At 72.9% G+C, this 25,220-nt stretch carries 22 protein-coding genes and 1 riboswitch; of the genes, 10 read left to right on the top strand and 12 right to left on the bottom strand.

What is annotated here, in order from left to right; genetic code table 11:
- Positions 1-361: 361 nt before the first annotated feature.
- The 3 genes from NUT86_RS11980 to thiO all read right to left on the bottom strand — a co-directional run bounded on the left by NUT86_RS11980 (position 362) and on the right by thiO (position 2,679).
- Entirely contained in the window at positions 362-1,156 is a 795-nt protein-coding gene (locus NUT86_RS11980; protein ID WP_018090223.1) for a thiazole synthase, read from the bottom strand.
- A 9-nt stretch (positions 1,157-1,165) separates the two neighbouring features.
- Complete coding sequence (gene thiS / locus NUT86_RS11975; protein WP_159488539.1) at positions 1,166-1,387, bottom strand: sulfur carrier protein ThiS; 222 nt, start codon at positions 1,385-1,387, stop codon at positions 1,166-1,168.
- 68 nt (positions 1,388-1,455) lie between these two features.
- Positions 1,456-2,679: a glycine oxidase ThiO gene (gene thiO, locus NUT86_RS11970; RefSeq protein WP_274735062.1), complete on the bottom strand. Its 1,224-nt coding sequence runs from the start codon at positions 2,677-2,679 to the stop codon at positions 1,456-1,458.
- A riboswitch (TPP riboswitch) is annotated at positions 2,677-2,789 on the bottom strand. It overlaps the preceding gene by 3 nt.
- Positions 2,790-2,943: 154 nt before the next feature.
- Here thiO and NUT86_RS11965 point away from each other — a divergent pair.
- From NUT86_RS11965 to NUT86_RS11945, 5 genes are all read left to right on the top strand, one after another.
- The gene (locus tag NUT86_RS11965) at positions 2,944-4,185 is read left to right on the top strand and encodes an NAD(P)/FAD-dependent oxidoreductase (RefSeq protein WP_018090226.1); all 1,242 of its coding nucleotides are present in this window, start codon (positions 2,944-2,946) and stop codon (positions 4,183-4,185) included.
- 125 nt (positions 4,186-4,310) lie between these two features.
- The gene (locus tag NUT86_RS11960; RefSeq protein ID WP_018090227.1) at positions 4,311-4,676 is read left to right on the top strand and encodes an Rv2175c family DNA-binding protein; all 366 of its coding nucleotides are present in this window, start codon (positions 4,311-4,313) and stop codon (positions 4,674-4,676) included.
- Positions 4,677-4,795: 119 nt separating this feature from the next.
- The gene (gene thiE / locus NUT86_RS11955; RefSeq protein WP_274735060.1) at positions 4,796-5,455 is read left to right on the top strand and encodes a thiamine phosphate synthase; all 660 of its coding nucleotides are present in this window, start codon (positions 4,796-4,798) and stop codon (positions 5,453-5,455) included.
- Between the two features lie 204 nt (positions 5,456-5,659).
- Complete coding sequence (gene metF, locus NUT86_RS11950; protein ID WP_026169737.1) at positions 5,660-6,577, top strand: methylenetetrahydrofolate reductase [NAD(P)H]; 918 nt, start codon at positions 5,660-5,662, stop codon at positions 6,575-6,577.
- A 36-nt stretch (positions 6,578-6,613) separates the two neighbouring features.
- On the top strand, positions 6,614-7,753 hold the full coding sequence (locus tag NUT86_RS11945) for a hypothetical protein (protein WP_274735057.1): 1,140 nt from the start codon (positions 6,614-6,616) through the stop codon (positions 7,751-7,753).
- 643 nt (positions 7,754-8,396) lie between these two features.
- On the opposite strand, the gene NUT86_RS11940 is transcribed toward NUT86_RS11945, so the two are convergent.
- The 5 genes from NUT86_RS11940 to NUT86_RS11920 all read right to left on the bottom strand — a co-directional run bounded on the left by NUT86_RS11940 (position 8,397) and on the right by NUT86_RS11920 (position 14,674).
- Entirely contained in the window at positions 8,397-9,914 is a 1,518-nt protein-coding gene (locus NUT86_RS11940; RefSeq protein WP_274735055.1) for a phytoene desaturase family protein, read from the bottom strand.
- Positions 9,915-10,008: 94 nt separating this feature from the next.
- The gene (locus tag NUT86_RS11935; RefSeq protein WP_159488547.1) at positions 10,009-10,629 is read right to left on the bottom strand and encodes a DUF4126 domain-containing protein; all 621 of its coding nucleotides are present in this window, start codon (positions 10,627-10,629) and stop codon (positions 10,009-10,011) included.
- A 370-nt stretch (positions 10,630-10,999) separates the two neighbouring features.
- The gene (locus tag NUT86_RS11930; protein ID WP_026169738.1) at positions 11,000-11,617 is read right to left on the bottom strand and encodes a TetR/AcrR family transcriptional regulator; all 618 of its coding nucleotides are present in this window, start codon (positions 11,615-11,617) and stop codon (positions 11,000-11,002) included.
- A 35-nt stretch (positions 11,618-11,652) separates the two neighbouring features.
- Positions 11,653-13,860 carry a YhgE/Pip family protein gene (locus tag NUT86_RS11925; RefSeq protein ID WP_159488549.1) on the bottom strand — a complete coding sequence of 736 codons (2,208 nt, stop codon included), beginning with the start codon at positions 13,858-13,860 and terminating at the stop codon, positions 11,653-11,655.
- Positions 13,832-14,674: an ATP-binding cassette domain-containing protein gene (locus NUT86_RS11920; protein WP_274735050.1), complete on the bottom strand. Its 843-nt coding sequence runs from the start codon at positions 14,672-14,674 to the stop codon at positions 13,832-13,834. Before NUT86_RS11920 ends, NUT86_RS11925 begins: the two co-directional genes overlap by 29 nt.
- Positions 14,675-14,904: 230 nt before the next feature.
- Here NUT86_RS11920 and NUT86_RS11915 point away from each other — a divergent pair, with 230 nt between their 5' ends.
- From NUT86_RS11915 to NUT86_RS11905, 3 genes are all read left to right on the top strand, one after another.
- Complete coding sequence (locus NUT86_RS11915) at positions 14,905-15,390, top strand: SAV_6107 family HEPN domain-containing protein (protein ID WP_018090236.1); 486 nt, start codon at positions 14,905-14,907, stop codon at positions 15,388-15,390.
- 181 nt (positions 15,391-15,571) lie between these two features.
- Positions 15,572-16,327, top strand: a complete 756-nt coding sequence (locus NUT86_RS11910) for a methyltransferase (protein ID WP_018090237.1) — start codon at positions 15,572-15,574, stop codon at positions 16,325-16,327.
- 259 nt (positions 16,328-16,586) lie between these two features.
- Entirely contained in the window at positions 16,587-17,000 is a 414-nt protein-coding gene (locus NUT86_RS11905; protein ID WP_093645950.1) for a DUF3040 domain-containing protein, read from the top strand.
- 330 nt (positions 17,001-17,330) lie between these two features.
- Here NUT86_RS11905 and NUT86_RS11900 read toward each other — a convergent pair whose 3' ends face one another.
- From NUT86_RS11900 to NUT86_RS11885, 4 genes are all read right to left on the bottom strand, one after another.
- Positions 17,331-19,763 (bottom strand): transglutaminase family protein, encoded by a 2,433-nt coding sequence (locus NUT86_RS11900; RefSeq protein WP_274735047.1) that lies wholly within the window; start codon positions 19,761-19,763, stop codon positions 17,331-17,333.
- A 157-nt stretch (positions 19,764-19,920) separates the two neighbouring features.
- The gene (locus tag NUT86_RS11895) at positions 19,921-21,273 is read right to left on the bottom strand and encodes a DUF58 domain-containing protein (protein WP_274735046.1); all 1,353 of its coding nucleotides are present in this window, start codon (positions 21,271-21,273) and stop codon (positions 19,921-19,923) included.
- A complete protein-coding gene (locus NUT86_RS11890) occupies positions 21,273-22,292 on the bottom strand; it encodes an AAA family ATPase (protein WP_018090241.1) in 1,020 nt (339 codons plus the stop codon). Before NUT86_RS11890 ends, NUT86_RS11895 begins: the two co-directional genes overlap by 1 nt.
- 231 nt (positions 22,293-22,523) lie before the next feature.
- Positions 22,524-23,084 (bottom strand): beta-class carbonic anhydrase, encoded by a 561-nt coding sequence (locus NUT86_RS11885; RefSeq protein ID WP_018090242.1) that lies wholly within the window; start codon positions 23,082-23,084, stop codon positions 22,524-22,526.
- Positions 23,085-23,590: 506 nt separating this feature from the next.
- On the opposite strand from NUT86_RS11885, the gene rsmH reads away from it, so the two are divergent.
- Both rsmH and NUT86_RS11875 read left to right on the top strand, forming a co-directional pair.
- Positions 23,591-24,559, top strand: a complete 969-nt coding sequence (gene rsmH / locus NUT86_RS11880) for a 16S rRNA (cytosine(1402)-N(4))-methyltransferase RsmH (RefSeq protein WP_018090243.1) — start codon at positions 23,591-23,593, stop codon at positions 24,557-24,559.
- Positions 24,556-25,215, top strand: coding sequence for a septum formation initiator family protein (locus NUT86_RS11875; RefSeq protein WP_266446164.1), 660 nt, complete (start codon positions 24,556-24,558; stop codon positions 25,213-25,215). Before rsmH ends, NUT86_RS11875 begins: the two co-directional genes overlap by 4 nt.
- Positions 25,216-25,220: the final 5 nt, after the last annotated feature.

Here is a 25,220-nt window from a genome sequence, read left to right as displayed (position 1 = left end):
CACCCGCTCCGGCCCGTCCCCTCCCGTGGGGTGGGTGGGAAAACGGCTGGTGGGGGTGCCCGCCGGTGGTCCTGTGCTCCTCGCGAAGCAGGAGTGAAAGCGCCGCCTACGGACGCCCGCCCCCACCCACCTGCACTCACTCCCCCCACGGGAGGGGACGGGCCGGAGGGGCAGGGGTGTGGGACGTAAAGCGAAGCAGTCCCACACCCCTGCCCCGGAGGTCCGTCCCCGCACCCGACACCCACCCAGCCCGCCGCAGGCGCAACGGCGGGGCACCCGCAAGCGTCACCCGAACCCACGCCCCGCGCAGCGGACCCGAAACGGGGCCAAGCCCCCACGGCGGGAAAGCCGAAAACGTGGGCTAGAAAGCCGGCCGCTCCGGGTCGAAGGCGGCCACACCCTCCGTCGGCGACGACGCCAACGCGAAATGACGGCGCGGGATCCGCCCCGCCCTATAGGCCAGCCGGCCGGAGGCAACCGCGTGGCGCATAGCCGTCGCCATCAGCTCCGGCTCCTGCGCGCGCGTCACCGCGGAGGCCAGCATGACCGCCGCGCAGCCCAGCTCCATGGCCAGTGCGACGTCCGATGCCGTGCCCGCGCCCGCGTCGAGGATGACGGGGACGCCGGCCCGCTCGGTGATCAGCTGGAAGTTGTGCGGATTGCGGATGCCGAGCCCGGAGCCGATCGGCGAGCCGAGCGGCATGATCGCGGCGCAGCCGACGTCCTCCAGCTTGCGGGCCAGCACCGGATCGTCGTTCGTATAGGGCAGGACCGTGAAACCGTCGTCCACGAGGGTCTCGGCGGCATCGAGGAGCTCGATCGGGTCGGGGAGCAGGGTCCGTTCGTCGGCGACGACCTCGACCTTGATCCAGTCCGTGCCGAGCGCCTCACGCGCGAGGCGGGCGGTGAGCACGGCCTCGCCGGCGGTGAAGCAGCCCGCGGTGTTCGGCAGCACGCGGATGCTGTGGCGTTCCAGTAGGGACAGCACCGAGCCCTGCACGGTCGGATCCAGCCGCCGCATGGCGACCGTCGTCAGCTCCGTACCGGAGGCGAGCAGCGCCCGTTCCAGGACGTCGAGGCTGGGGGCGCCACCGGTTCCCATGATCAGACGGGAGTCGAAGGTGGTGCCGGCAAGGGTGAGCGGGTCGTCGGCCATGTCTGCGGATCAGCCTCCCTGGACCGCGGTGAGCACCTCGACGCGGTCGCCGTCGCCGAGCGGGGTGGTGGGCCACTGGGTGCGTGGCACCACGATTTCGTTGACCGCCGCGGCCACCCCGGCGGGTGCCTGGGACAGCGTCGCGACGAGCCGGTCGAGGGTGAGTCCGCCGGGGATCTCACGGGCCTCGCCGTTGACGGACACGGACACGGACACGGTGGACGCGCTCATGCCGGCCTCGTTTCGTTCGGCGGGTGTGCCGTCGCCACCCGTCTTTACCGTTGGCTCACTGCGCTCGCTCATACGGGCTGCTCCTCAGGGACACGGGTGCGCTCCGGCCCCGTGACGGCGGGGGAGAAGCGCGCGGGGGAGAAGGGGCGGGCCTCTTCGGGGAGGCTCCCGGTGGCCAGCACCTCGGCCATCGCGTCACCGGTGACCGGCGTCAGCAGGACACCGTTGCGGAAGTGGCCGGTGGCCAAGTGGAGGCCGGGAAGCTCGGTCGGCCCGAGCAGCGGCGCGTTGTCGGGGGAGGTGGGGCGCAGCCCGGCGCAGGTCTCGACCAGCGGCAGTTCGGTGATGCCGGGGACCAGCTCATGGGCGTCCCGCAGCAGCTCGTAGACCCCGCCCGCGGTCACGGTGGTGTCCCAGCCCAGCTCCTCGCTGGTGGCGCCGACGACCAGTTCGCCGTTCTCCCGCGGCACTAGGTAGAGGGGCCCGCCGCGGACGACGGCCCGTACGGTGCGCGACAGGAAGGCGGGGCTGCCGGCCGGCACGTCCGGGAGCCGCAGCCGCAGCACCTGGCCCTTGACCGGCCGCACCGGCGGCAGCACCTCGTCGGGGACCCCGGCGAGACGGCCGCTGTGGCTGCCCGCGGCCAGTACCACCTGACCCGCCGACAGCCGGGTGCCGTCGGCGAGTTCGGCGCCCGTGGCGCGCCCGCCGTCGACCGTCAGCCGCGCGGCGGGGCTACGGTGGAACGCCACTCCGGCGCGCTCACAGGCGGCCAGCAGAGCGCTCACCAGCCGCCGCGGATCGACCTGGTGGTCGCCGTCCACCCGCAGCCCGCCGCGCACCCCGGGAGCCAGCATCGGCTCCAGGCGGCGGCACTCGCGCCCCGTGAGCCACTGCGAGTCCAGCCCCGAGCGGGTCTGCAGCGCGTGCAGCTCGCGCAGATGGGCGCGGTCGTCGGCGTCCAGCGCGACGGCCAGGGTGCCGCACCGCCGGTAGCCGATCCGCTGCCCGGCGGCCTCCTCCAGCTCCTCCGCGAACCGGGGGTAGCGCTGCGCCGAGGCGAGATTGAGGCCCAGCAGGGTCTGCTCGCCGTAGTGGAGCTCGGTGACCGCGGCCAGCATCCCGGCCGCGACCCGCGCCGCGCCGCCGCCGGGCGCGGGATCGGCCAGCGCGACGGTCAGCCCGCGGCCGGCCGCCCGCCAGGCGGTGACCAGGCCTATGACGCCGCCGCCGAGGACGAGCACATCAGAACTCGGCGCGGCCGGTCCCGATGGTGTGGCAGGTGGATGCATGGGCTTCCAGCCCCTCCCTTCGCCGGCATGACCCGGATCAGGTTCGTACGGTCGGAGGCCGGCCAGCCTCCCTCTCAGCCCGGTACGTCCGGGCTCCCGCGAGTGCGTGTATCCGTCACCTTAGTACGGGGCCGCGACGTGCCGTAAGGCAGCGCCCCGGGCCCCCGGGGGCCCGCAGCCCGGGGCGGCCGACCGTGACGGTGTGTCAGAGATCTCCTTGCGTGCTGCTGCGAGCGGCGTCGCGGACCGTCCTAGAGTGATCGGGTGAGCGAGCAGAGCAAGTCCTCCCAGGCCCCTGACCGCACGCCGCGCGTCGTGATCGTCGGCGCGGGAATCGCGGGTGTGCAGACCGCGGTCGCCCTGCGCGAACAGGGCTGGCGCGGCGCGATCACGCTCCTCGGCGACGAGCCCCACCCGCCCTACGACCGCCCGCCGCTGTCCAAGGCGGTCCTGCTGGGCAAGGCCGAAGGCTCCACCTTCGACGTCGACTTCGCCGCGCTCGGCATCGAGCTCCATCTCGGCCGCCCGGTCACCGCCCTGCTGCCGGACGACCGTGCCGTCGAGACGGCCGACGGCCCGGTCCCCTACGACTACGCGGTGCTCGCCACCGGTGCCGACCCGATCGTGCTGCCCGGCAGTGAGGGCATGCCCGGCGTCCACCTGCTGCGCACCCTCGACGACGCCGAACGGCTGCGTCCGGTGCTCGCCGCCCAGCACGAGATCGTGGTCGTCGGGGCCGGCTGGATCGGCGCCGAGTTCGCGACCGCGGCACGCGAGGCGGGCTGCTCGGTCACCGTCGTCGAGGCCGCCGACCGCCCGCTGGCCGGTGCGCTGCCCGCCGAGGTCGCCGCCCATATGACCGGCTGGTACACGGACGCCGGCGCCGAGCTGCGCACCGGCGCCCGGGTCGCGTCCGTCACCGCGGGCGCGGTCACCCTCGCCGACGGCACGACCCTGCCCGCCGACGCGGTCGTCGTCGGGATCGGCGCCCGGCCCGCGACCGCCTGGCTGGCCGGCTCGGGCGTCGAGGTCTCACAGGAGGACGGCGCCGTCCTCGCCGACGACCAGCTGCGCACCTCCGTGCCCGACGTCTACGCGGTCGGCGACTGCGCCTCCTTCCCGTCGGCCCGCTACGGCACCCGCCTGCTGATCCACCACTGGGACAACGCCCTCCAGGGTCCCCGTACGGTCGCCGAGAACATCGCCCGCGGCGACGCCGAAGGGGTGGTCTACGACCCCGTGCCGTACTTCTGGTCGGAGCAGTTCGGCCGGTTCGTGCAGTACGCGGGCCATCACGGGAACGCCGACGAGCTGGTCTGGCGCGGTGACCCGGCCGGGGCCGCCTGGTCGGTGATCTGGCTGCGGGACGGGCGGCTCGTCGCGCTGCTGGCCGTCGGGCGGCCGCGGGACCTCGCCCAGGGACGCAAGCTGATCGAGCGGGGCGTCGTACTGGACCGGGAGCGGGCCGCGAACGCGTCCGTACCGCTGAAGGCCGCGGCCGTCTAGCGGGCGCCGGCCCGCGCCATGGCCCGCCGGTTGCCGGGCGGGCGACGTCACCCGCCGGTGTGCAGGAAGCCCCTGATGGCGATGCCCGGCTACCGGCTGTCAGTGCGAGGTGGCAGGCTTGTCCTGTGACCGAGATTGACGCAAACATCGATGGACTCGTCCCCGCCTGGCTCACCCTCCCCGACATCGCCGAACAGCTCGGCGTCGAGGTGACGCGTGTGCGGCAGCTGGTCAAGGAGGGCCAGCTGATCGCGGTGCGCCGCGGCGAGAACAGGGCGCTGCATGTGCCCGCCGATTTCATCCAGGACGACAAGGTGGTCAAGGGCCTCGTCGGCACCCTCACCCTCCTCAAGGACGACGGCTTCACCGACGTGGAGATGCTGGAGTGGCTGTTCACCCCGGATGAGAGCCTGCCCGGCACGCCCGCCCAGGCGCTGCGCGAGAATCGCGGTACGGAGGTGAAGCGCCGGGCCCAGGCGCTCGCCGTCTGATCCGCCCGGCGCGGCGCGCTCCCGTCCGGCCGCCGCACCCGCATCCGTAACCGCACCCGAGGGGCGTACGTGCCGGAAGGCCCGGTCCGTACGCCCCCGACCTGGGGGGAAGCCGCCCGATGACCACCGCACGCCATGCCCTGTCCGACGCCCGCCTCTACCTCTGCACGGACGCCCGTAAGCGGCAGGGCGATCTTCCGCAGTTCCTGGACGCGGTGCTCGCCTCGGGCGTGGACATCGTCCAGCTGCGCGACAAGGGCATGGAGGCCGGTGAGGAGCTCCGGCATCTGGAGGTCTTCGCGGACGCCTGCCGGCGGCACGGAAAGCTGCTGGCGGTCAATGACCGGGCGGATGTCGCCCATGCGGCCGGCAGCAATGTGCTGCACCTCGGCCAGGGCGATCTGCCGGTCCCGGCCGCCCGCGCCCTCCTCGGCCCGGACGTCCTCATAGGACGTTCCACCCATGCCGAGGCAGAGGTGGACGCCGCGCTCACCGAGGCCGGTGTGGACTACTTCTGCACGGGCCCCTGCTGGCCCACGCCCACCAAGCCGGGCCGCCACGCCCCCGGCCTCGACCTGGTCCGCTACACCGCCTCCCGCGCCCCCGAGCGCCCCTGGTTCGCGATCGGCGGGATCGACGCCGGGAATCTGGACGAGGTGCTGCGGGCCGGTGCCCGCCGGGTCGTCGTGGTCCGCGCGATCACCGAGGCGGACGATCCGGGCGCCGCGGCCGCCTCCCTGGCCAAGCGCATCCGGACCTGGGAAAACCAGGTGCAGTGAGCACGAGCGCAGCCGCCGCCCGGCGGTGCCGCGGCAGCCGGCCGGTGTGACCGGTATCACTTCGCGGCGCGGCTTGCCGGCGCGGGACGGCTTTCTGTCGTCCCGGCGACCGGAAAATGTCCAGTCAGTGGACACGAACCCGACCAACCAGGCATTACGCCGATGACGGTTGGTGTGCGCCCGGCCGGTGGTTAACCTGCCGGTATGGCCCTAGGTACAGCTTCCACCAGGACTGATCGCGCGCACACGGTGCGCGAACTGCTCGCCTCCGGCAAGCAGTCCTATTCGTTTGAGTTCGCTGCCCCGAAGACCGAGAAGGGTGAGCGGACCCTGTGGAACGCCATTCGTCGGATCGAGGCCGTCTCCCCGACCTTTGTCTCCGTGACGTACGGCGCCGGCGGCACCTCCCGTGACGGCACGGTGCGCGCCACCGAGCGCATCGCCACCGACACCACCCTGACCCCGGTCGCCCATCTGACCGCGGTCAACCACTCCACGGCGGACCTGCGCAACATCATCGGCCAGTACGCCGACGCCGGGATCCGCAACATGCTCGCGCTGCGCGGCGACCCGCCCGGCGACCCGATGGGCGAGTGGGTCAGGCACCCCGACGGCGTCGGCTACGCCGCCGACCTGGTCCGGCTGATCAAGGAGTCCGGCGACTTCTGCGTCGGCGTCGCCGCCTTCCCCGAGATGCATCCGCGCTCGACGGACTGGGACACCGATGTGGCACACTTCGTCGCCAAGTGCCGGGCCGGTGCGGACTTCGCCATCACCCAGATGTTCTTCTACCCGGAGGACTACTTCCGGCTCCGGGACCGGGTTGCGGCGGCGGGTTGCTCCACGCCGATCATTCCGGAGATCATGCCGGTGACGAACGTGCGCCAGATCGAACGGTTCGCTCAGCTCAGCAATGCGGCATTCCCGCCCGAGTTGGCCGAGCGCATCCTGGCCGTCAAGGACGACCCCGCGGCGGTACGCTCCATTGGGATCGAGTACGCAACGGAACTGTGCGCACGCTTGATGGCCGAGGATGTTCCCGGGTTGCACTTCATTACCCTGAACCACTCCACGGCGACCCTGGAAATCTACGAGAATCTGGGGCTGCACCAGCAGTCCTGATCACGGTGGCCGGCGAGCGGCGGAAGAGGGGCGTATATGGGCTGGACGATCCTCTACATCGCATTCGGTCTGGTCGCCCTGTGGCTGCTGGGTGAGGTGCTGCTCCAGTACAAGGCGCGGCTGCGCTGGCGGCTGCTCGCCTTCACCGGCTTCCTCGCCGTGGTCATCGGCGTGATCATCCCCTCGGTGATCGTGATCGGGCTGGGCCTGATCGCCTTCGCCATAGGGCAGACGCAGGTCACGCTCTCCTTCCGCCGCGGCTTCACCACCGGCTGGTCCCTGGGCGGCAAGCCCGGTGAGAGCCGCCGCCGGCGGGCCCGTCCGTCCGGCCCGCCGTCCGCCGAACCGACCCTGCAGGTCTCCGGCCTGGAGGCGGTACCGCCCGCCGACGGCCCCGGCCCGGCCGCCGACAGGGGCCCGGACACCTTCGAGAGCACCGGCGGCTTCCAGAGCCGGGACGCCTTCGCCGCACAGGAAACCCTCGTCGGCCAGGAGCCCTTCACCGCGCAGGAAACCTTCGCCGGACAGGGCTCCTACGGAGGGCCGGGCTCCTACAACTACAACGCCGGCGACGACTACCGCGGCCAGGACCCCTACCAGCCGCAGCAGGACCAGGACGCCTACGCCACCCAGGCGTTCGCCGTCCAGGACGACTACACGGCACAGCCCGACGCCACCGCCGTCTACGCCCCGCAGCCGATGCCCGACGAGACCGGCACGTACGGCATCTACAGCCCCGACGCCCGCGCCCAGCAGAACGGCTATTACGACGCCTACAACGGCGCCGCCGCCAACGGCAACAGCAACGGCAACGGCTATGCCTACGACGGCAGTTACGGCCAGGGACCGGCCGCCCAGGACGCCTATGCCGACCCCTACGCGGCCTACGGCGACAATCCGGGCCAGGGCGGGCAGGCGCCCTACGCCGATCCGTACCTCGGCGCCCAGCAGTACGCCGCGCCCTACGACCCGTACGCACAGCCGGACCCCTACGCCCAACCGCCCTACGCCGCGCAGCAGTACGACAGCCAGGGGCAGCCGCTGGGCCAGTACCCCGGCCAGGGCTACGGCGAGACCCCGCCCGGCGGCGTCTGGGTCCCCCAGCAGCGCGACGCTGAACTCCCGCCCGAGCAGCCCTATCCGCCGTACGGGCAGCCGGGCTACGACCGATACTGAGGGCTTCCCACGTTTTTGGCTTTCCCGCCGTGGGTGTTGCTCGCCGTGCGCTGCGCTTTGCCTCGGCCCCACGTTTTCGGCTGTCCCGCCGTGGTTGTTGCTCGCCGTTGCGCCTGGCGGCGGGCGGGTCCGCTGCGCGGGGCTGTTGGGGTGCGGTGACGGGCCTCCGCGGGTGGGGGTGTCCGGACTGCTTCGCTTTACGTCCGGACACCCCCACCCGCTCCGGCCCGTCCCCTCCCGTTGGTGGGTGGGAGAAACCTTGGTGGGGGTGGTCGCCGGTGGTCCGGTGCGGCTCGTCGAGCGCAGTGAACTGCCTACGGGCGCCCGCCCCCACTCACCGTCACTTACTCCTCCCACGGGAGGGGACGGGCCGGAGGGGCCTGGTGTGTGGACGTAAAGCGAAGCAGTCCACACACCAGGCCCCGGAGGTCCGTCACCGCACCCGACAACCACCCGCCCGCCGCAGGCGCAACGGCGAGAAACCCGCAAACATCACCCGCGTCCAAGCCCCGCGCAGCGCAGGCGCCACGGCGAGGCACTCGCAAGCGTCACCCGCGTCCACGCCCCGCGCAGCGGAGCCGCAACGGCGAGAAGCCACTACGGCGGGAAAGCCGAAAACGTGGGCCGAAAGCAAAGCGCAGCGCTACGTGGAGCCGTGCCAGTCGTCGCCGTTCACGATCAGGCCCGCGACGATCGCGCCGGACATCCCGGCGTGCGCCGGACCGCCGCCCGGGTGCGACCAGCCGCCGACCGCGTAGAGCCCCGGTATCCGGGTGCGGTTGCCGGGCCGCAGGAACCGGCCCTCCTGGCCCGCCAGCGCCGGTCCCGGCACCAGCGCGTCCTCCGTCGGGGGCAGCACCTCCCGCCACAGCACCCGCTCCCGCAGCCCGGGAACCGCGGCCTCGGCGATCTCCACCATCCGCTCCGCGTCGGCCGCCACGGCCTCCCCGTCCTGCCGGTCGACCGGCCCGTGCGGAGCCACCGTCGCGGTCAGGGTCACGGCCTCATGGGCCTCGTCCGGCCGGGTCGCCGGGTCGTCCGGGCGCAGCACCGTCACCGTGGGCCGGTCGCAGGGCGTCCGCAGCCCGGACCCGTCGCCGAAGACGCCCGCCAGCTCGGCCGTGCGGTCCGCGGCATGGACCACCGTCCGGTGCGCGGCGTCCCCCGGGCGGGCCCCGCGCAGGGCGAGACAGACCGTGAGCCGTGCGGTGGCACGGTCACCCGGGCCCAGGGCGGGGCGGACATCGTCCGCACCCCACGGCTCCCGTCCCCGGCAGAGCTCCACGAGCCGCACCGGATCGACGCCCGCGACCACGAACTCCGCCTCGGAAACCCGGCCGTCGGCCAGCTCGACGCCCGCCGCCCTGCCGTCCTTCTCCACGATCCCGGTCACCGCCGCGCCGAAGCTGAACTCCACCTTGCGCGCCACACAGCGCTCGTACAGCGCGTCGGCCAGCGCCCGCATCCCGCCGCGCGGGTACCAACTCCCGAAGGTCTGCTCCATGTACGGCAGCACGACGGCGCTCGCCGGGGCGCTGCGCGGGTCGAAGCCGTACGCCAGCGCATGGCTCTCCAGCAGCGCGATCAGCCGGGGATCGGCCAGCTCGCGGCGGGCCACCTCGGCGAGGGTGGCGGTCGTGGGGCCCTTGCCCCGGCCGAACAGGCCGCGTCTGCGCACCGCCGGATACGGATCGCGCCCCAGCACCCGCCAGTCCGTCCACAGCGGCTCCTCCAGGAGCGGCCGGCGGGTGGCGTCCCAGGCCTCGCGGGCGCGGCCCACCAGCTCGCTCCAGCGCTCCCCGGAGCCCGTGCCCAGCGCCTCGTCCAGGGCCGCCAGCACGCCGGCCCGCGAGGCGTTCGGCAGCGAGACGGCCGTGCCGTCGGCGAAGACATGGCGGGCGGCGGGGTCGACCTGGGTCAGCTCGATGCAGCTCTCCAGCGGCTCCCGGCCGGTCTTGAGGAACAGATCGCGGTAGACGGCCGGCAGATGCAGCAGCCCGGGTCCCGTATCGAAGGTGAAGCCGTCCCGTGCCAGCCGCCGCACCGCGCCGCCGTGCGTCGCATCACGCTCGAACACCGCCACCCGGTGGCCCGCGACGGCCAGCCGGGCAGCGGCTGCCATCGCGCCCATCCCGGCGCCGATCACCGCAATCCGTGCCATGCCTGCGACTTTATCCGGACCCACTGACAACGCCCGCACGGCCACGGAGGGCCGGGCCCGGCAGCGGCCGCGCGCCACAGGCTGAACGCCGCCGTTAGGTGACCGGAGGTGCCGCACCGTTCACCGCGGCCGGCCGCTTCTCCGCCCGCCGCTGCCGCCGTCGCTGGAGGAATCTGCGGATCCGCGACCACAGGAAGACCACCACCGCGATCCCCGCGGCCAGCAGCGTCCCCGCGATGACCGCCGCGGCCACCGGATGGAACACGGCGAAGGCGATGAGCCCCGCGACCCCCAGATCCTCGGCCAGGCTCAGCACGATGTTGCTGGCCGGCTCCGGCGAGGTGTTGACCGCGATCCGGGTGCCGGCCTTGACCAGGTGGCTCAGCAGCGCCGTCGAGCCGCCCACCGCGCCCGCCGCCAGCTCGGGCAGCGAACCGTTGTGGCCGGCCAGCAGCGCCGCCACCACGCCGCCGGAGACGGGCCGGATCACCGTGTGGACGGCGTCCCAGACCGAGTCCACGTACGGGACCTTGTCGGCGACGGCCTCGGCCACGAACAGCACCCCGGCCACGATCAGCACATCGGGCCGCTGCAGCGCGGCGGGCACCTCATCGGTGACGCCGGTCGCGCCGAGCAGACCGAAGAGCAGGACGACGGCGTAGGCGTTGATCCCGCTCGCCCAGCCACTGGTGAACACCAAGGGAAGTACGGACACGCCGCAGATCGTAGGCCCCAACTGGGGGCCGGTGCTCAGGTTTGAGTATCCGTACTCAGACGCCGAGATGAGTAGGTACGCGGATGGGCCGGAGGGCGCCCGGACGGAAGAGTAGGGATCACGGAAGGGAAGCGGCGCCGCACCGCCGACACGGGGCGGCGGAGCGGCGCGGCTCCCGGACGTGACGGGGGAACACGGGGGAGCACGGGGGAGCACGGGGGAAGCGCTGTCCTGGTCGGATCGGAGGGGGAACGATCCGTGCCAGGGCAGCGCACACTTTTGTGCGGGCCCAGGGGGAAGAAAAAGGGGTGCGCGCCGTACCTGACCACTCCGGCGCGCACCCTCTTTCCGATTCCGGGGGACCCTCCCGTCACTGCGAGGGCCGGCCGCTGATCCGTCCCTGGAGCAGCCGCGACAGCGCCGCGTGCACCTCGTCGATCGACCGGTCCGGCTGGTAGGACTGCCAGTCCAGGGCGGCCACCAGGACCATCCCGAACAACGCCGAGGCGGTCAGCGGGATGTCGATCTCCTCGCTCAGCTCCTCACGGGCGACCGCCTCCCGCAGCACGTCCTCCACCACAGTGATGGCCCGCTCCCGCACCACCATCAGCGTCGACTGCCAGGCCCGGTTGGTGCGCCACAGCTCGGCGACGTAGAGCTGGGTGAGCGCCGGGTAACGGGAGATGAAGTCCAGCCCGGCCCGGATCATCGCGTCCAGCGCGTCGATCCGGCTGCCGCCCCGGTCGGCCACCTCCTCCGCGGCCGCCTGCAAGGACGTCGCCAGCATCTCGATGCCGTGCCGCAGCAGCTCTTCGAAGAGCACGTTCTTGCTCGCGAAGTTGTAGTAGACGGTGCCCTTCGCGACACCCGCCCGCTCGGCGATCTCGTCCACCGTGGTGGAGGAGAAGCCCTGTTCGGCGATGAGCGTGACCGCGGCCTCGAAGAGCTTGCGCCGGGTGGCGTCGCGGCGTGTATTGGAGCTGTCCATGGGGGCGATTGTGCCGCCCCCCGACGGGTGCGTGCTCACAGGCTCAATTCCGGATGGAGGTCCTTCATCCGCACCACCTGGCGGCCGCGCGCCGTCAGGGACGTCAGCGCGAGCGCCCCCGCGGTGAACGCCAGCAGCACCACACTGCCCTGCCATACGGGCGCGAGATCGCCGCCCGTGATGAGCCGGCGCAGCCCCTCCACGATGTAACTCATCGGCAGATACGGGTGGATGGCGGCGAAGAAGCCGGGGCTGGTCTGCACCGGGTAGGTGCCGCCCGCCGAGGTCAGCTGGAGCATCAGCAGCGCCAGCACCAGGATCCGCCCGGCGGGGCCGAACTGCGCGTTCAGCCACTGAACGATTGCCGAGAAGCACGCCGTGACCAGGACGAGGAAGCCGATCGTGCCGGCCGCCCGCACCATCTCCAGGCCGAGCGCGAAGTGCAGTACGGACATCAGCGCCGCGGTCTGCAGCACCCCCACACCGAACACCGGCAGCCACCCGGACAGCGCCACCCGCCAGGAGGACGCGCCCATTGCCAGCGCCCGCCGGTTGAGCGGCTGGATCAGCATGTACGCCACCATGGCGCCGACCCACAGGGACAGCGGGATGAAGTACGGGGCGAATCCGGTGCCGTAGTTCGGCGCCTTGTGGGCCGCGTCCGAGGACAGCTGCACCGGGTCGGACATGACCAGGGTGTGCGCGTCGCGGTCCTTCTTGCCGTAGTCGGGGATCTGCTTCGCCCCGTCGTGCAGCCCGCCGGCCAGCTTCTGCGAGCCGTCGGAGAGCTTGAACATGCCGCCGTTCAGTGTCTGCGCACCGTCCTTGAGCCTGCCCACACCGGAGTCGAGGTCGCCGATCCCGGCCGCCGCGCGGCCCGTACCGTCGTGCAGCCGGTGCGCACCGTCGTTGAGCGTGTCCGCGCCGGCGGCCAGCCGGGCATTGCCGGCGGCCAGTTTGCGCGCCCCCGACGACACCTTGTGCGCCCCGTCGTTCAGATCGTTGATCTTCTTGACCGCGGCGTCCATGTCGGCGCCCAGGGTGGGCCCGCGCTGCGCCAGCTCGTTCGCCAGGGAGTGCAGCGTGTCCAGATCCCGGCCCAGTTGGTCGAGGTTCTCCTGGTCGTGGACGTACCCGCTGACCTCCTCGGCCTTGTCCGCCGCGGTGGCCGCCTCCTCCTTGAGCTGCTTCAGCTCCGCGCAGGAGGTGTCGAGCTGCACCCCACTCTCACAGCGCAGCCGGTAATAGGCGGCCATGTGGTCGGAGATCCCCCGGGAGAGCTTCGCTCCCGTGGAGGCCGCGGCGGGGAGCTTGTCCAGGTGGTCACGGACCGCCTGCGAACCGTCGGCGACGAGCTGCGCCGCCTCGCCGATCTCCTTGCCGTGCGCCCGGATGAAGGGCCCCACCTTGCCGACGACCCCGTTGACCTTGTCGGCCAGCTGCTGGGTGCCCTGCGCCACCTGCCCGGAACCGTCGGCCAGTTGGCGCGAGCCGTGGGCGGCGGTCCCGGCTCCCCGGGCGAGATCGGAGCTGCCCCGGGAGAGCCGCCCCGCGCCCGCGTCGAGGTCGCCCAGGCCGGTGACCAGCTTGCCGCTGCCGTTCTTCGCGGTGCCCAGGCCGTCGGCCAGCTTGCCCGTGCCGTGCTTGGCCTGCCCGATGCCGTCCTCTAGCCGGTCGGCGCCGTCCGCGGCCTGTTCGGTCTTGCCGTGCAGCGTCGAGAAGGAGACAAAGATCTTGTTGAGGAAGGTGCGCGACGACTTCGTGGAGGCCGCGGAGCGCACCTCGGAGAACACCGTCCGGGAGATCTGCCCGACGATGTAGTTGTTCGCGTCGTTCGTCCGCACCTTGAGGGCGCCGGTTTCGGGATGGTCCCCGGAGCTGGAGGCGATCCGCCGGCTGAAGTCCTTCGGGATGGACAGCGAGAGGTAGTACGAGCCGTCCTCCACGCCCCGGGCGGCCTCCTTGGCGTCCACCGGCTGCCAGTCGAAGGTGTGGCTGTCCCGCAGCCCCGAGACGATGCTGTCGCCCGCCGAGATCCGCTTCCCGTCGACGGCCGCGCCCGTGTCCTCGTTGACCAGCGCGACCGGAATCTTGTCCAGCCGCCCGTACGGGTCCCAGAAGGACCACAGGTAGAGCGCGCCGTACAGGAGCGGCAGCAGCAGGAGGGCGGCCAGTGCGGCGCGCGGCAGCTTCCCCCGGCCGAACCGCTTCAGCTCAAGCGCGGCCAGTTTCGGCGAGCGCATCGGCCGCCCCCTCCTCGTCGTCGTGCCCGTCGGCGGCGGGGGCGCCGGCCGGTGTGCTGTCCGTGTTGTCCGCGCTGCCGGTGCGGTCCGATCCGGACGGGCCGCTCTGGCTGCCCGTACGCACCAGCACCACATCCGCGTCGCCCTCCGGCGGCTCGCTGCACACCGCGAGCACCGTGGTGCCGGCCGCCGCGAGGCCGTGCAGCATCTTCCAGGCCGCGGCGCGCTCGTCGGCGGACAGCTTCAGATCGGTGTCGTCGACGGCCAGCAGCCGGGGGCCGCCGATCAGCGCGAGCGCCACGGACAGCCGCAGCGCCTCCAGCCGTTCCAGGTCGCGCACGGACGTACGGATCCCCTTGGGCAGCGTCTCCAGGTCGAGGCCGGCCGCCGACAGCGCGGCGTCCACCAGGGCGCGGGCCGCGGCCCTGCGCTCCTGCCGCGGCCGCAGCAGCGCCCGCAGCGATCCGCCGAACCGGCCCTGCAACAGGGCGCGTTCCCGCAGATGCTCGCCCACGGTGAACGCCGGATCGAGCTCGGCGACCCCCGGCACATGGGCGAGCGCGGTGACGGACCGGACCGCGGCCTTCCTCTTCGGCAGCGGCAGTCCGCCGACCTCGGCGGTGCCCGCGGCGGACTTCATCCGGCCGGTGAGCGCGAGCAGCAGACACGTACGGCCCGAGCCCGAAGGGCCCTGTACGGCGATCAGTGAGCCGGGCCCGGCGGTGAAGTCGATGTTCCGGAACGCCCATCCGCGGGGGCCCTTGACCCCGAATCCCGCGGCCGTGACCGCCGCCCCGTGCGGGGTGCTGTCCACGATCCCCTCCCTTGAACTGACTGGTCAGTTCAAAAAGTATGCCGCACCCCACCCCCCGTACCGCAAGGGGATGTCGGGAATCCGTTCCCGCGCCTGCGCGGGCGAACCCGTCCCCTTTCCGACGAAAGTGCAGGTCAGTGTCGATTGTCAGTGGTGCACGTCACGATGGGCTCATACGGTCCGAATCGGCATTCGGTCCCGAACCGGCATGCGACGACAGGAGGTTCGTCATGGCAGCTCGTCCCGACAGGGGCAGCTCCGCTGCGTACGGTCCCCCGAGCGATGTCCACCCCGTCCTGCGGCGGGCGACCGCACCACCCGCCGCACTCGACCTGCTCACCCAGGCCCAGCAGGGCCTCGACGAAGCACAGACCCTCGAAACCCCCAACGAGCAGTTCGCCACGGCCCATCTGGCCGCGCTGCGCACCGCCGCCGCCGTCCTCGCCGTCCGCGGCCGGCCGGAGACCACCGTGCGCCGCAGGCAGCGTATCCGCAGCGCCTGGGAGGTGCTGCCCGAGGTCGCGCCCGAACTGGCCGAGTGGAGCGCCCTGTTCGCCGCCGGCGCCGCCCGCCGCGCGAAGGCCGAGGCCGGTATAGCGGGCGCGGCCAGCCGCCGTGACGCCGACGATCTCCTGCGCGACGCCGCCATGTTCCTGCGCCTGGTGGAGCGGATGCTGCTCCTCCAGCCCTCACTGCCACCCCAGCGGGCGGGGTGAGGAGCGGCTGAGCCGGGGAGGCGGAGGTGGAGGAGGGGAGTGGGGTGGGGTGGGGCCCGGACCCGCCGTCCCGCCGGGCGCCACGTTCGCTCCGGGCGGCTCCGCAGGCGGCGGACGGCGCGGGACGGAATAGGGTGGTGGACGCCTAGACGTTCATGCCCCCGCCGAGGAGCCACCCGCCGTGTCTGACCCGCTGCGCCCGCGCGCATCCCTTCGTACCGCCGTGGTCTGGGAGGTCCTCAAGGACGCCCTGGAGCGCCGGGTCAAGGCCGCCGGCCGCGACGCCCTGGACGTCCTCGACACCGGCGGCGGCACCGGCAACTTCGCCGTGCCGGTCGCCCGCCTCGGCCACCGCGTCACGGTCGTCGACCCCAGCCCCAACGCCCTCTTCGCCCTGGAGCGCCGTGCCGCGGAGGCGGGCGTCGCCGACCGGGTACGCGCGGTCCAGGGCGACGCCCACGGCCTGTTCGACGTCGTCGAGCGCGGCGGCTACGACACCGTGCTCTGCCACGGCGTGCTGGAGTACGTCGACGACCCGGCCGAGGGCGTCCGCAACGCCGTCGACGCGCTGCGCCCGGCCGGTACCCTCAGCCTGCTCGCGGCCGGTCTGGGCGGCGCCGTTCTCGCACGCGCCCTCGCGGGCCACTTCACCGAGGCCCGCCAGGCCCTCACCGACCCGGCCGGACGCTGGGGCGAGGGCGACCCGGTGCCGCGCCGTTTCACCGCCGAGCAGCTCACCGAGCTGGTGTCCGCCACCGGCCTGGAGGTCGGCGCGGTCCACGGTGTACGCGTCTTCGCCGACCTGGTCCCCGGGGTGCTCGTGGACACCGAGCCGGGCGCCATGGAGGCCCTGCTGAAGCTCGAGGCGGCCGCCGCCGAACAGCCCGCGTTCCACTCCGTGGCCACCCAGCTGCACGTCCTCGCGGAGCGCGACTGACCCACGCGGCTCACGCGACTACCGCGTGCAGTCGGCCACAGACCACCCGATCAGCCCCTTCGCCCCGTATGATCGGGGTACGACGTTCCGGCATGACGGATAGGCGGGTGGGGAATGCAGGCAGCATCACCACCGGTCGCCGTGGCGGCCCGGACAGTGAACTGGCGTCGAGGGGCGGGTTTCACGGGGGCGATTCCCTGCCTATCCTGAAAGGGTCGCACCCCGGTCGCCCCCCGCGACCGACGAGTAGGAGGACTCCGTGCCGCTCTCGGAGCACGAGCAGCGCATGCTCGAGCAAATGGAGCGAGCGCTGTACGCCGAAGATCCCAAGTTCGCGACAGCGCTTGAGGGAAGCGGGCTGCGTACGTACACCCGGCGACGGGTCTACCAAGCGGTCGCGGGCTTCCTGGTGGGTATCGCCCTGCTCATGGCCGGCATGGTCGCGCAGCAGATCTGGATCAGTGTGGTGGGCTTCCTCGTCATGCTCGGCTGCGCCGTGCTGGCGGTCACCGGCTGGCGCAAGGCTCCCAAGCCCGGTGAGCAGCAGTCCGGTGCGGGTGCCGGAGGTGGCACAGGTGCCCCGGCGCGCCGTCAGGCCAGGCAGCGGCGCTCGATGATGAACCGTATCGAGGACCGCTGGCAGCGGCGCAGGGACGAACAGCAGGGCCACTGAGCGACGACGGGCCCGTGGGATTTCCTCGAGCCCGTCGAGAGCGTGGTCTTGGGCGAATCTCTCGCGCCCTCCGGAGACGTTTCTCTTCGTCGTTCTTCCAGTTGCGGCTTGCGGCGCTTTGCGTCACTCTTTCCCGCCGAATTTTTGCCGATGCAGTTCGCCGTCTCCGGCCCGCAGTTCGTCCTCCGGTGGGCCCGATGCTTCTCCGCTGATTCCCGGCCTGCGGTGCGCAACGGCGTGCTCCGTCGGCGCCGGAAGGCAAAAGGTGCTGGGGCCGCCCGATTCTGTCGGGCGGCCCCAGCACTTTTCTCGTGTTTTCATGCCGCGTGGTCATGCCCGCCGCGGGCCCGGCCGGAGGGCGGCCAGCGCGCGCCGTGCCGCGGCCACCGGGCGGCTGGTACGGCACCGGAGCAGCAGCGCCGACCAGCGGGCCGACCAGGCCCAGCGGAGCCGGGCCGCGGAGCGCGGGGCGAGCTGGGCACGCAGCCGCAGACCACGGCTGGCGCCGGCCCGCAACCCGGCCCGTACCTGCTGTACGTCCAGGGCGAGTCCGGACACCGGCTGCGGTTGCGGGGCGTACAGGATCTGCTCGACCGCCGCCGCCGCTCTGCGGGCGGCAGCGGCGGGCTCCGGTTGCAGATCTCCGATGCGGATGATGCGCTCGGCGGCCTTGCGCGGGGTCAGTGACTCGTCCGGCAGGATGCCGAAGTCCCAGGCGGTGTCCAGCAGCTCCCGCCAGGCGGCGAGGGTGCCCGCGGCCGTGTCGCCGTCCGGACCCGCCAGTCGTCCGGAGCGTATGCGCAGGCGCCACAGCAGCGGGCCCGCGGGCAGCAGCAGGACGAGCGCCCCGGCCAGGGCTATGAGGGCGATCGTCCAGGGGGACGAGCCGCCGTCCGGCGGGCCGCTGCCGGACTCCGCGGGCAGCGAGACGCAGGCCTTACCGGAGCCGGACCGTTGCTCATCGGGGCCACAGGACGGGGCGGCCGACGGGTCCTCCGAGGGGGCCGTGGACCGGGAGGGCGCGGGGTCCGGGCTGCCCGGGTCGGGTGTGTCCGGGGTGTCGGGGTACGCGTAGTCAGGGATGCTGCCGCGGCTCGGGGTCGGTTCGAAGCGGGTCCAGCCGATGCCCTGGAAGTACAGCTCGGGCCAGGCGTGCGCGTCCTTGAGACCGACCGAGGTCGTGCCGTCGGGCTGCTTGGTGCCGGGGGTGAAACCGACCGCTACTCGGGCCGGGATGCCCAGCGTCCGAGCCATCGCCGCCATGGAGAACGAGAAGTGGACGCAGAAGCCCTGCTTCTGCCGCAGGAAGCGCGCAATGGCCTCGGAACCGCTGCCGGCCCGGACGTCCGTGTTGTAGCTGAAGCCGCCGTTGAGCGCGAACCAGTCCTGGAGTTTGACGGCCTTGGCATAGGCGGTCGGGGCGCTCCGGGTGACCTGGCGGGCGGTGTTCCGGACGACCTGGGGCAGCGAGCGCGGGACCTTGGTGTACTCGCGCAGCAGGTCGGCGGGTGGCGCGGGGGCGTTGGCCAGCTGCTGGGACGTGGGCCGGACCTGAAGGCTCTCGACCTGGTACTGCAGGCCGTGGGTGTTCTGTCCGCGGTCCCCGACGAGCGTGCGGCCCTGGGGCTCGAAGCGCCAGCGCCCGGAGATGTCGACCTTGGACGCCGGGTAGGGGAGCGGCAGCCAGTTCTGGGCGTACCACTCGGCGGTCGAGATCGAGGTGTTGACGCGGTTGAGGTCGACCGAGGAGCTGAGGCCGGGCGGTCCCGGCAGCCGCTCGGGGACGTCCGTGACCGTGCGCTCGGACGGCTTCCAGGTCGTGCCGTCGAACTGGTCGAGGGCGACGATCCGCAGATACAGATCGCGGGTGTCGGCGGCGGTCGTGCGGTAGTTGAGGACTTCCTTGTCCTCGGGCTGGTTGAGGCTGTCCTGCAGCGACACCAGGGGGTTCACCGCGGAGATCGTGCCGCCTCCGCCGCCGGGGCCCGTACCGCTGCCGGAGGTGCCGAACAGTCCGCCGCCGAGAGAGGGCAGCAGGGCGGGCACCACCAGGGCGATCCCGAGGACCAGCGCACCGATCCGGCGGCCCGTACGGACCGGGGCCAGGGCGGAGCCGCCGAGGGCGGCGAATCCCTGTCCGCGGCCCGGCGGCCCCGCTCCGCCGCCCGCCCCGCCGAACACCCGGCCCCATTGGGAGAGCCGGTCGCGCCCTTCGGCCAGCAGGAGCAGCAGATAGCCGGCCGCCGCGATCAGGAACCGCAGCCAGCCCGCGCCGCCCTGGGACAGTCCCGCCGCGACCGAGTAGAGCGCGAGCAGCGGCAGCCCGGCGGGTGCGGCGCTGCGGTAGGTGACCGCCAGCGCGTCCACGATCAGGCCGATCACCAGCACGCCGGCGATCAGCAGCAGCCGGATGCCGGGGGTGACGGGAGCGGGGCTGGCGTACCGGCCGACGTCCCGTACACCGGCCTGCACCAGCCGGCTGAATTCCGCCAGGGCGTCCGGTCCCGGCAGCAGGCCGAGGATGGCCTCGCCCGGGGTGAAGAGCAGGGTCATCAGCAGCACGCAGGCCAGTGCCTGGGCGCCGATGACCAGCGGTCCGGCCAGGGGGGCCCGGCGGGCGGCCGCGCCCACTCCCGTCACGAGGGCCAGCAGGACCGCCGCCTGGATCAGCCAGCTGATCGGTTCCACCAGTGGCAGCAGTGCGCCGGCGGCACACAGCGTGGCCACCGCCGCACACAGCGCCAGCCGCGCCCGGCCGCTCATGCCTGTGCCTCACTTCGCTCGGGGCCGCCCGGGCAACGCCCGCGCCGGCCGCTGATCAGGCCGCGGGGGCAGCGCGCCCCCGGCCGTCCGTCCGCGGGCAGCCCCTCGTCCCTCAGCGGCCGCCCGTCCGTGATCCGTCCACGGCTCACGCTCCCGTTCATGACCGGCCTCCCGCCACCGTCTCCGGGGCGCCCGTGCGCTCTCCGGCCGCGCGCCACAGGGCGGCGAGGGTGTCGCCGGGTGCCACCGGCAGCGCCGTCCAGCCGGCCTTCCGCAGCAGCCGCAGGCGTTCGGCCACCGGGACCTGGCCGTCGGAGAATCTGATGCCGCCGGGGCCCCGCGTCCAGGCGTCGCCGTCCAGGACGAAGGCGACGGCCGCGCCGCTGCGCTGCCGCATCCGCCCGGCGACCGCCGCCTGCTCCTCGTCCAGGTCGCCGAAGAAGGCGACCAGCAGTCCTTCGTTGCCGCCGCGCAGCACGTCGTACGCCGCCGACAGGCCCTCCTCCTCGGAGTGCTCCACGACGGCGAGGGTGTCCAGCAGCAGTCCCGCGGCATCGGCGGAGTCGGTGCCGCCCGCGAAGCTGCCGGCGCCGTCGGGGCCGGGCACCGAGCTGCCGGTGTCGGTCAGCAGCCGCACCGAGAAGCCGCGCTCCAGCAGATGCACCGCGGTGGAGGCGGCGCCCGCCACCGCCCACTCGAAGGCAGAGTCGGGGCCCGAGCCCGGGTGGGCGGTCTCGCGGGTGTCGAGCAGGACCGTGCAGCGCGCCTTCTGCGGCTGCTCCTCCCTGCGGACCATCAGTTCGCCGTAGCGCGCGGTGGAGCGCCAGTGGATGCGGCGCAGATCGTCGCCGTGCCTGTAGCCGCGCGGAATGACGTCGTCCTCCCCGGCCAGCGCCGGCGAGCGGTGCCGTCCGTCGCCGTACCCGGCGGCCTCGCCCGCCGGCCGCACCGCCGGCAGCGGTTCGACCCGCGGCACGACGGTCAGGGTGTCGGAGGCGCTGAACGAGCGGATCAGCTCGCACATCCCGAACGGGTCCGAGAGGCGCAGCTGCAGCGGCCCCAGCGGATAGCGTCCGCGCAGGTCGGAGCGGACGCGGTAGGAGACCTCGCGGCGGCCGCCGGCCTCGACCCGGTCCAGGACGAAGCGCGGCCGGGGCCCGAGGACATACGGCACCCGGTCCTGGAGCATCAGTACGCCCGTCGGCAGCCGGGAGATGTTCTCCATCCGCAGCCGCACCCGGGATTCGGTGGCCGCGGGCACCCGGGCGGGGGCGAGCGTACGGCTGCCCGCGACGCGGTAGCGGGTGCGGTGCAGGACCAGGACGCACACCAGCGGGAGGGCGGCGAGCAGCAGACCGACCCGCAGCAGATCCGCCTGCCCGAGGAGGTAGGAGCACACCGTGGCGGCCATCCCGGCCGCCAGGAACGACCTGCCCCGTGTCGTCAGCCCCCCGAGGGCCGCCCGCCAGCCGTCCCGTTCCGGAGTGCCCTCGCTCCCCCCGTCGGACATCACAACCCCCGTACGCCGGGCGGCTGCTGGCCGGGTGTCCGCCACGGCTGTGCGGACGGTTCGGGAACCGGGACGCGCTGCAGGATCTCCAGCACGATCTGCTCGGCCGTACGGCGGTTCAACTGGGCCTGGGCGGTGGGCAGCAGCCGGTGCGCGAGCACCGCCACCGCCAGCGACTGGACATCGTCCGGGAGGGTGTACTCCCGCCCCTGGAGCGCGGCCGAGGCCTTGGCGGCGCGCAGCAGATGCAGGGTCGCCCGCGGTGAGGCGCCGAGCCGCAGCTCGGGGTGGCTGCGGGTGGCCACCACCAGATCGACGGTGTACCGGCGCACCGCTTCGGCGACATGGACCGTGCGCACCGCGTCGATCAGCTTCACGATCTCGTGGGCGTGCGCGACCGGTTGGAGGTCGTCGAGCGGCGAGGCGCCGCCGTGCACATCCAGCATCTGCAGCTCGGCCGCCGGGCTGGGGTAGCCGATCGACACCCGTGCCATGAAGCGGTCGCGCTGCGCCTCGGGGAGCGGGTACGTGCCCTCCATCTCCACCGGGTTCTGGGTGGCGACCACCATGAACGGGTCGGGCAGTTCATAGGTCTGCCCGTCCATCGTGACCTGACGCTCCTCCATGGACTCCAGGAGCGCCGACTGGGTCTTGGGCGAGGCGCGGTTGATCTCGTCGCCGATCACGATCTGGGAGAAGATCGCGCCGGGCTTGAACTCGAAGTCCCGCTGCTGCTGGTCGAAGATGCTGACGCCGGTGATGTCGGAGGGCAGCAGGTCGGGCGTGAACTGGATGCGCCGCACCGAGCAGTCGATGGAGCGGGCCAGCGCCTTGGCGAGCATGGTCTTGCCGACGCCGGGCACATCCTCGATGAGCAGATGTCCTTCGGCCAGCAGCACGGTCAGCGCGAGCCGTACGACCTCCGGCTTGCCCTCGATCACTTCCTCCACCGACCGGTGAACCCGCTCCGCGGTGGTGGTCAGATCGCTGAGGCTCGCTCGTTCGTCATACGTCGTCACTCGGCCCTCCTCGGCCCCGTACTACGGGCCGATGCCCCCTCTGCGGACCCGGCCCACCCCGAAAGTGCGCATCGCGCCCGGCCGGGGCCGGGACGACGGCACCTACGCATTCTTGCTGCCCGCGCGGCTTCGCGTCATGACCTGTGGATAACTCACAACGTTATCCCCCGGCCTTCCCGGCGAACCCGGCATTCCGGACGGGGTCCGGATGCCGGGACGGCCGGGGCGGGGTCAGTTCTGCGGATCGATCTCCCGCAGCAGGCCGGTCGTCACGTCGAAAACGAAGCCGCGGACGTCATCGGTGTGCAGGAGGAAGGGGGAGGTGCGCACCCGCTGCATGGACTGCCGTACGTCCTCGTCGAGGTCCTTGAACGCCTCGACCGCCCAGGTGGGGCGCTGTCCGACCTCGGCCGCCAGCTCGTGGCGGAAGTCCTCGGTCAGGCTGAGCAGACCGCACCCGGTGTGGTGGATGAGGACGACGGAGCGGGTGCCGAGCGCCCGCTGGCTGATCGTCAGGGAGCGAATGATGTCGTCGGTGACCACCCCGCCGGCATTGCGGATGGTGTGGCAGTCGCCGAGTTGGAGGCCGAGCGCGGCGTGCAGGTCGAGCCGGGCGTCCATACAGGCCACGACGGCGACATTGCGGACGGGCCGGGCGTCCATCCCGGGGTCGGTGAAGGCGGCGGCATAGTGCTTGTTCGCCTCGACGAGACTGTCGGTGACCGTCTCACCGGAGCGCACGGCGGAACCGTCGGCGGAGGGGGGCAGCGGTTGCGACGCAGGTATGGGCATGGATTCAAGGTAATAGGCGGCGGCCTTTTCGGCTGCATGAGAGGTCGGGCATAGGGGTCATCATCACTCCTTGTGAGGTAGCCCACAGGTCTGACCGTCTCGCCGCCGTCCGGGTGAGAAGCCCGCGGCAAAGGCGGCGGGAAAGCCGTCGCAGGACGCGCGGAACCGGTTGATTGACCGGGGCAGCCGGTGGACTAAAGTGGCGCGAAGTGGGAGGCGTGACGCTCTCCTTGGATACCGAATTCCTCGCGTGCGCGCATCGTACGTACGGCTCGGCCTCCTCCCGCTCCCATGGTCTTCCGACGTCACTTCCCCGTCGCCGGAGGGCCACTTCCCCTTCAGAGCGGGCGGGGACCAAGCGGTACGTGCGGCATCCCCCAGCCAGCGGCCGGGGCCCCACCTGCCGCCCAGCCCATCGGAAGGCACATGAGCGAGCGTAGCGAGCGAATCAGGAAGAGGTGCGCGCTCTGCCGAGGCAGGCGGGCCGAGCGCGGCGAGGTCCTGGCATGAACAGCAGCACCCGCCACGTACCCGTCATGCTCCAGAGGTGTCTGGACCTGCTCGCGCCCGCGCTCGCCGAGCCCGGTGCGGTCGTCGTCGACTGCACGCTCGGCCTCGGAGGGCACAGCGAGGCACTGCTGTCCACCTTCCCGGCGGCCCGGCTCATCGCCCTCGACCGCGACCCGTCCGCCCTGAAGCTGGCGGGCGAGCGGCTCGCCCCGTACGGAGACCGCGCCACCCTGGTGCACGCCGTCTACGACGAGCTCCCCGAGGTCCTCGACCGGCTCGGGACCCCGCGCGTCCAGGGCGTGCTGTTCGACCTCGGCGTCTCCTCCATGCAGCTCGACGAGGCCGACCGCGGCTTCGCGTACGCGCAGGACGCCCCGCTGGACATGCGGATGGACCAGTCGACCGGCATCAGCGCCGCGGACGTCCTCAATACCTACGCGCCCGGTGAGCTGGTCCGGATCCTGCGCTCCTACGGGGAGGAGAAGCAGGCCAAGCGGATCGTCGAGGCCGTCGTCCGCGAGCGCGCCAAGGAGCCGTTCACCAACAGTGCGCGGCTGGTCGAGCTGATCCGTGACGCGCTGCCGCAGGCCGCCAAGCGCACCGGCGGCAACCCCGCCAAGCGCACGTTCCAGGCGCTGCGCATCGAGGTCAACGGGGAGCTGGCGAGCGTGGAGCGGGCCGTCCCGGCCGCCGTGCAGGCGCTCGCGGTCGGCGGCCGGATCGCCGTGCTCGCCTACCACTCGCTGGAGGACCGCCTGGTCAAGCAGGTCTTCGCGGCCGGCGCGGCCAACACGGCGCCGCCCGGGCTGCCGGTGGTCCCCGAGCGCTACCAGCCCCGGCTCAAGCTGCTGACCCGCGGCGCCGAACTCCCCACGGAGGAGGAGATCGCCGAGAACCGCCGGGCCGCGCCCGCCCGGCTGCGCGGCGCGGAGCGCATCCGCGAGAACGTCGAGGACACCGCATGAAAGGCCAGGGGCCGCGCGGCAGACAGAAACGCCTCGCCGCGCTGTTCCCCTCCGGCGCGGGTGCCCGCAGCACCGCGGCCCGCACCCCCTTCGTGCTCCTCATCGTCGTCCTCCTCGGCTCCGGCCTGATCACCCTGCTGCTGCTGAACTCCGCCCTCAACCAGGGGTCGTTCGAGCTCAGCAAGCTGGAGAAGCAGACCGAGGAGCTGACGGACGAGCAGCAGGCGCTGCAGCAGGACGTGGACGCCTACTCGGCGCCGGGCGCGCTGGAGCGGCGCGCCCGGAAGCTGGGGATGGTGCCCGGCGGCACCCCGGTCTTCCTGCTCCCGGACGGCACGGTCCGCGGCCGGCCGAGCGTGGCCGGGCCGACGGGGGCGCCGCTGAGCAGCTCCGCCGCGCCCTCGCCCCTCGGCACCACCGCCCGTACCGCGCTGCCCCGTCCGGCGCTGCCGCCGGTCCCGGCCCTGGCCGGGGTGCTGGGCCCGGACAGCGCACCGGGCACCGAGGCGACACCGGCCGATCCGGCCACCCTGGTCTCCCCGGCCCCCTCGGCCGCCCCGGCGTCCCTGGCCTCGTCCGCCTCGCGTACCCCGTCCGGCAGCGCCGCCCCCACCGCACCCGCGCCCGCCCCCTTCCCGACGACCTCCGGCAGGTGAACGCG

It is taken from the genome of Streptomyces sp. G7(2002), assembly GCF_028870195.1.
Lineage (GTDB): Bacteria > Actinomycetota > Actinomycetes > Streptomycetales > Streptomycetaceae > Streptomyces > Streptomyces nigrescens.
This window is presented reverse-complemented; position numbering and strand designations above follow the sequence as displayed.

Coding starts and splice junctions, on each gene's coding strand:
- thiE (WP_274735060.1), top strand. CDS start 4,796: ATGACCACCGCACGCCATGCCCTGTCCGACGCCCGCCTCTACCTCTGC.
- NUT86_RS11925 (WP_159488549.1), bottom strand. CDS start 13,860: ATGCGCTCGCCGAAACTGGCCGCGCTTGAGCTGAAGCGGTTCGGCCGG.
- thiS (WP_159488539.1), bottom strand. CDS start 1,387: ATGAGCGCGTCCACCGTGTCCGTGTCCGTGTCCGTCAACGGCGAGGCC.
- NUT86_RS11915 (WP_018090236.1), top strand. CDS start 14,905: ATGGCAGCTCGTCCCGACAGGGGCAGCTCCGCTGCGTACGGTCCCCCG.
- rsmH (WP_018090243.1), top strand. CDS start 23,591: ATGAACAGCAGCACCCGCCACGTACCCGTCATGCTCCAGAGGTGTCTG.
- NUT86_RS11885 (WP_018090242.1), bottom strand. CDS start 23,084: ATGCCCATACCTGCGTCGCAACCGCTGCCCCCCTCCGCCGACGGTTCC.
- NUT86_RS11945 (WP_274735057.1), top strand. CDS start 6,614: ATGGGCTGGACGATCCTCTACATCGCATTCGGTCTGGTCGCCCTGTGG.
- NUT86_RS11900 (WP_274735047.1), bottom strand. CDS start 19,763: ATGAGCGGCCGGGCGCGGCTGGCGCTGTGTGCGGCGGTGGCCACGCTG.
- NUT86_RS11875 (WP_266446164.1), top strand. CDS start 24,556: ATGAAAGGCCAGGGGCCGCGCGGCAGACAGAAACGCCTCGCCGCGCTG.
- thiO (WP_274735062.1), bottom strand. CDS start 2,679: ATGCATCCACCTGCCACACCATCGGGACCGGCCGCGCCGAGTTCTGAT.
- NUT86_RS11940 (WP_274735055.1), bottom strand. CDS start 9,914: ATGGCACGGATTGCGGTGATCGGCGCCGGGATGGGCGCGATGGCAGCC.
- NUT86_RS11895 (WP_274735046.1), bottom strand. CDS start 21,273: ATGTCCGACGGGGGGAGCGAGGGCACTCCGGAACGGGACGGCTGGCGG.
- metF (WP_026169737.1), top strand. CDS start 5,660: ATGGCCCTAGGTACAGCTTCCACCAGGACTGATCGCGCGCACACGGTG.
- NUT86_RS11980 (WP_018090223.1), bottom strand. CDS start 1,156: ATGGCCGACGACCCGCTCACCCTTGCCGGCACCACCTTCGACTCCCGT.
- NUT86_RS11930 (WP_026169738.1), bottom strand. CDS start 11,617: ATGGACAGCTCCAATACACGCCGCGACGCCACCCGGCGCAAGCTCTTC.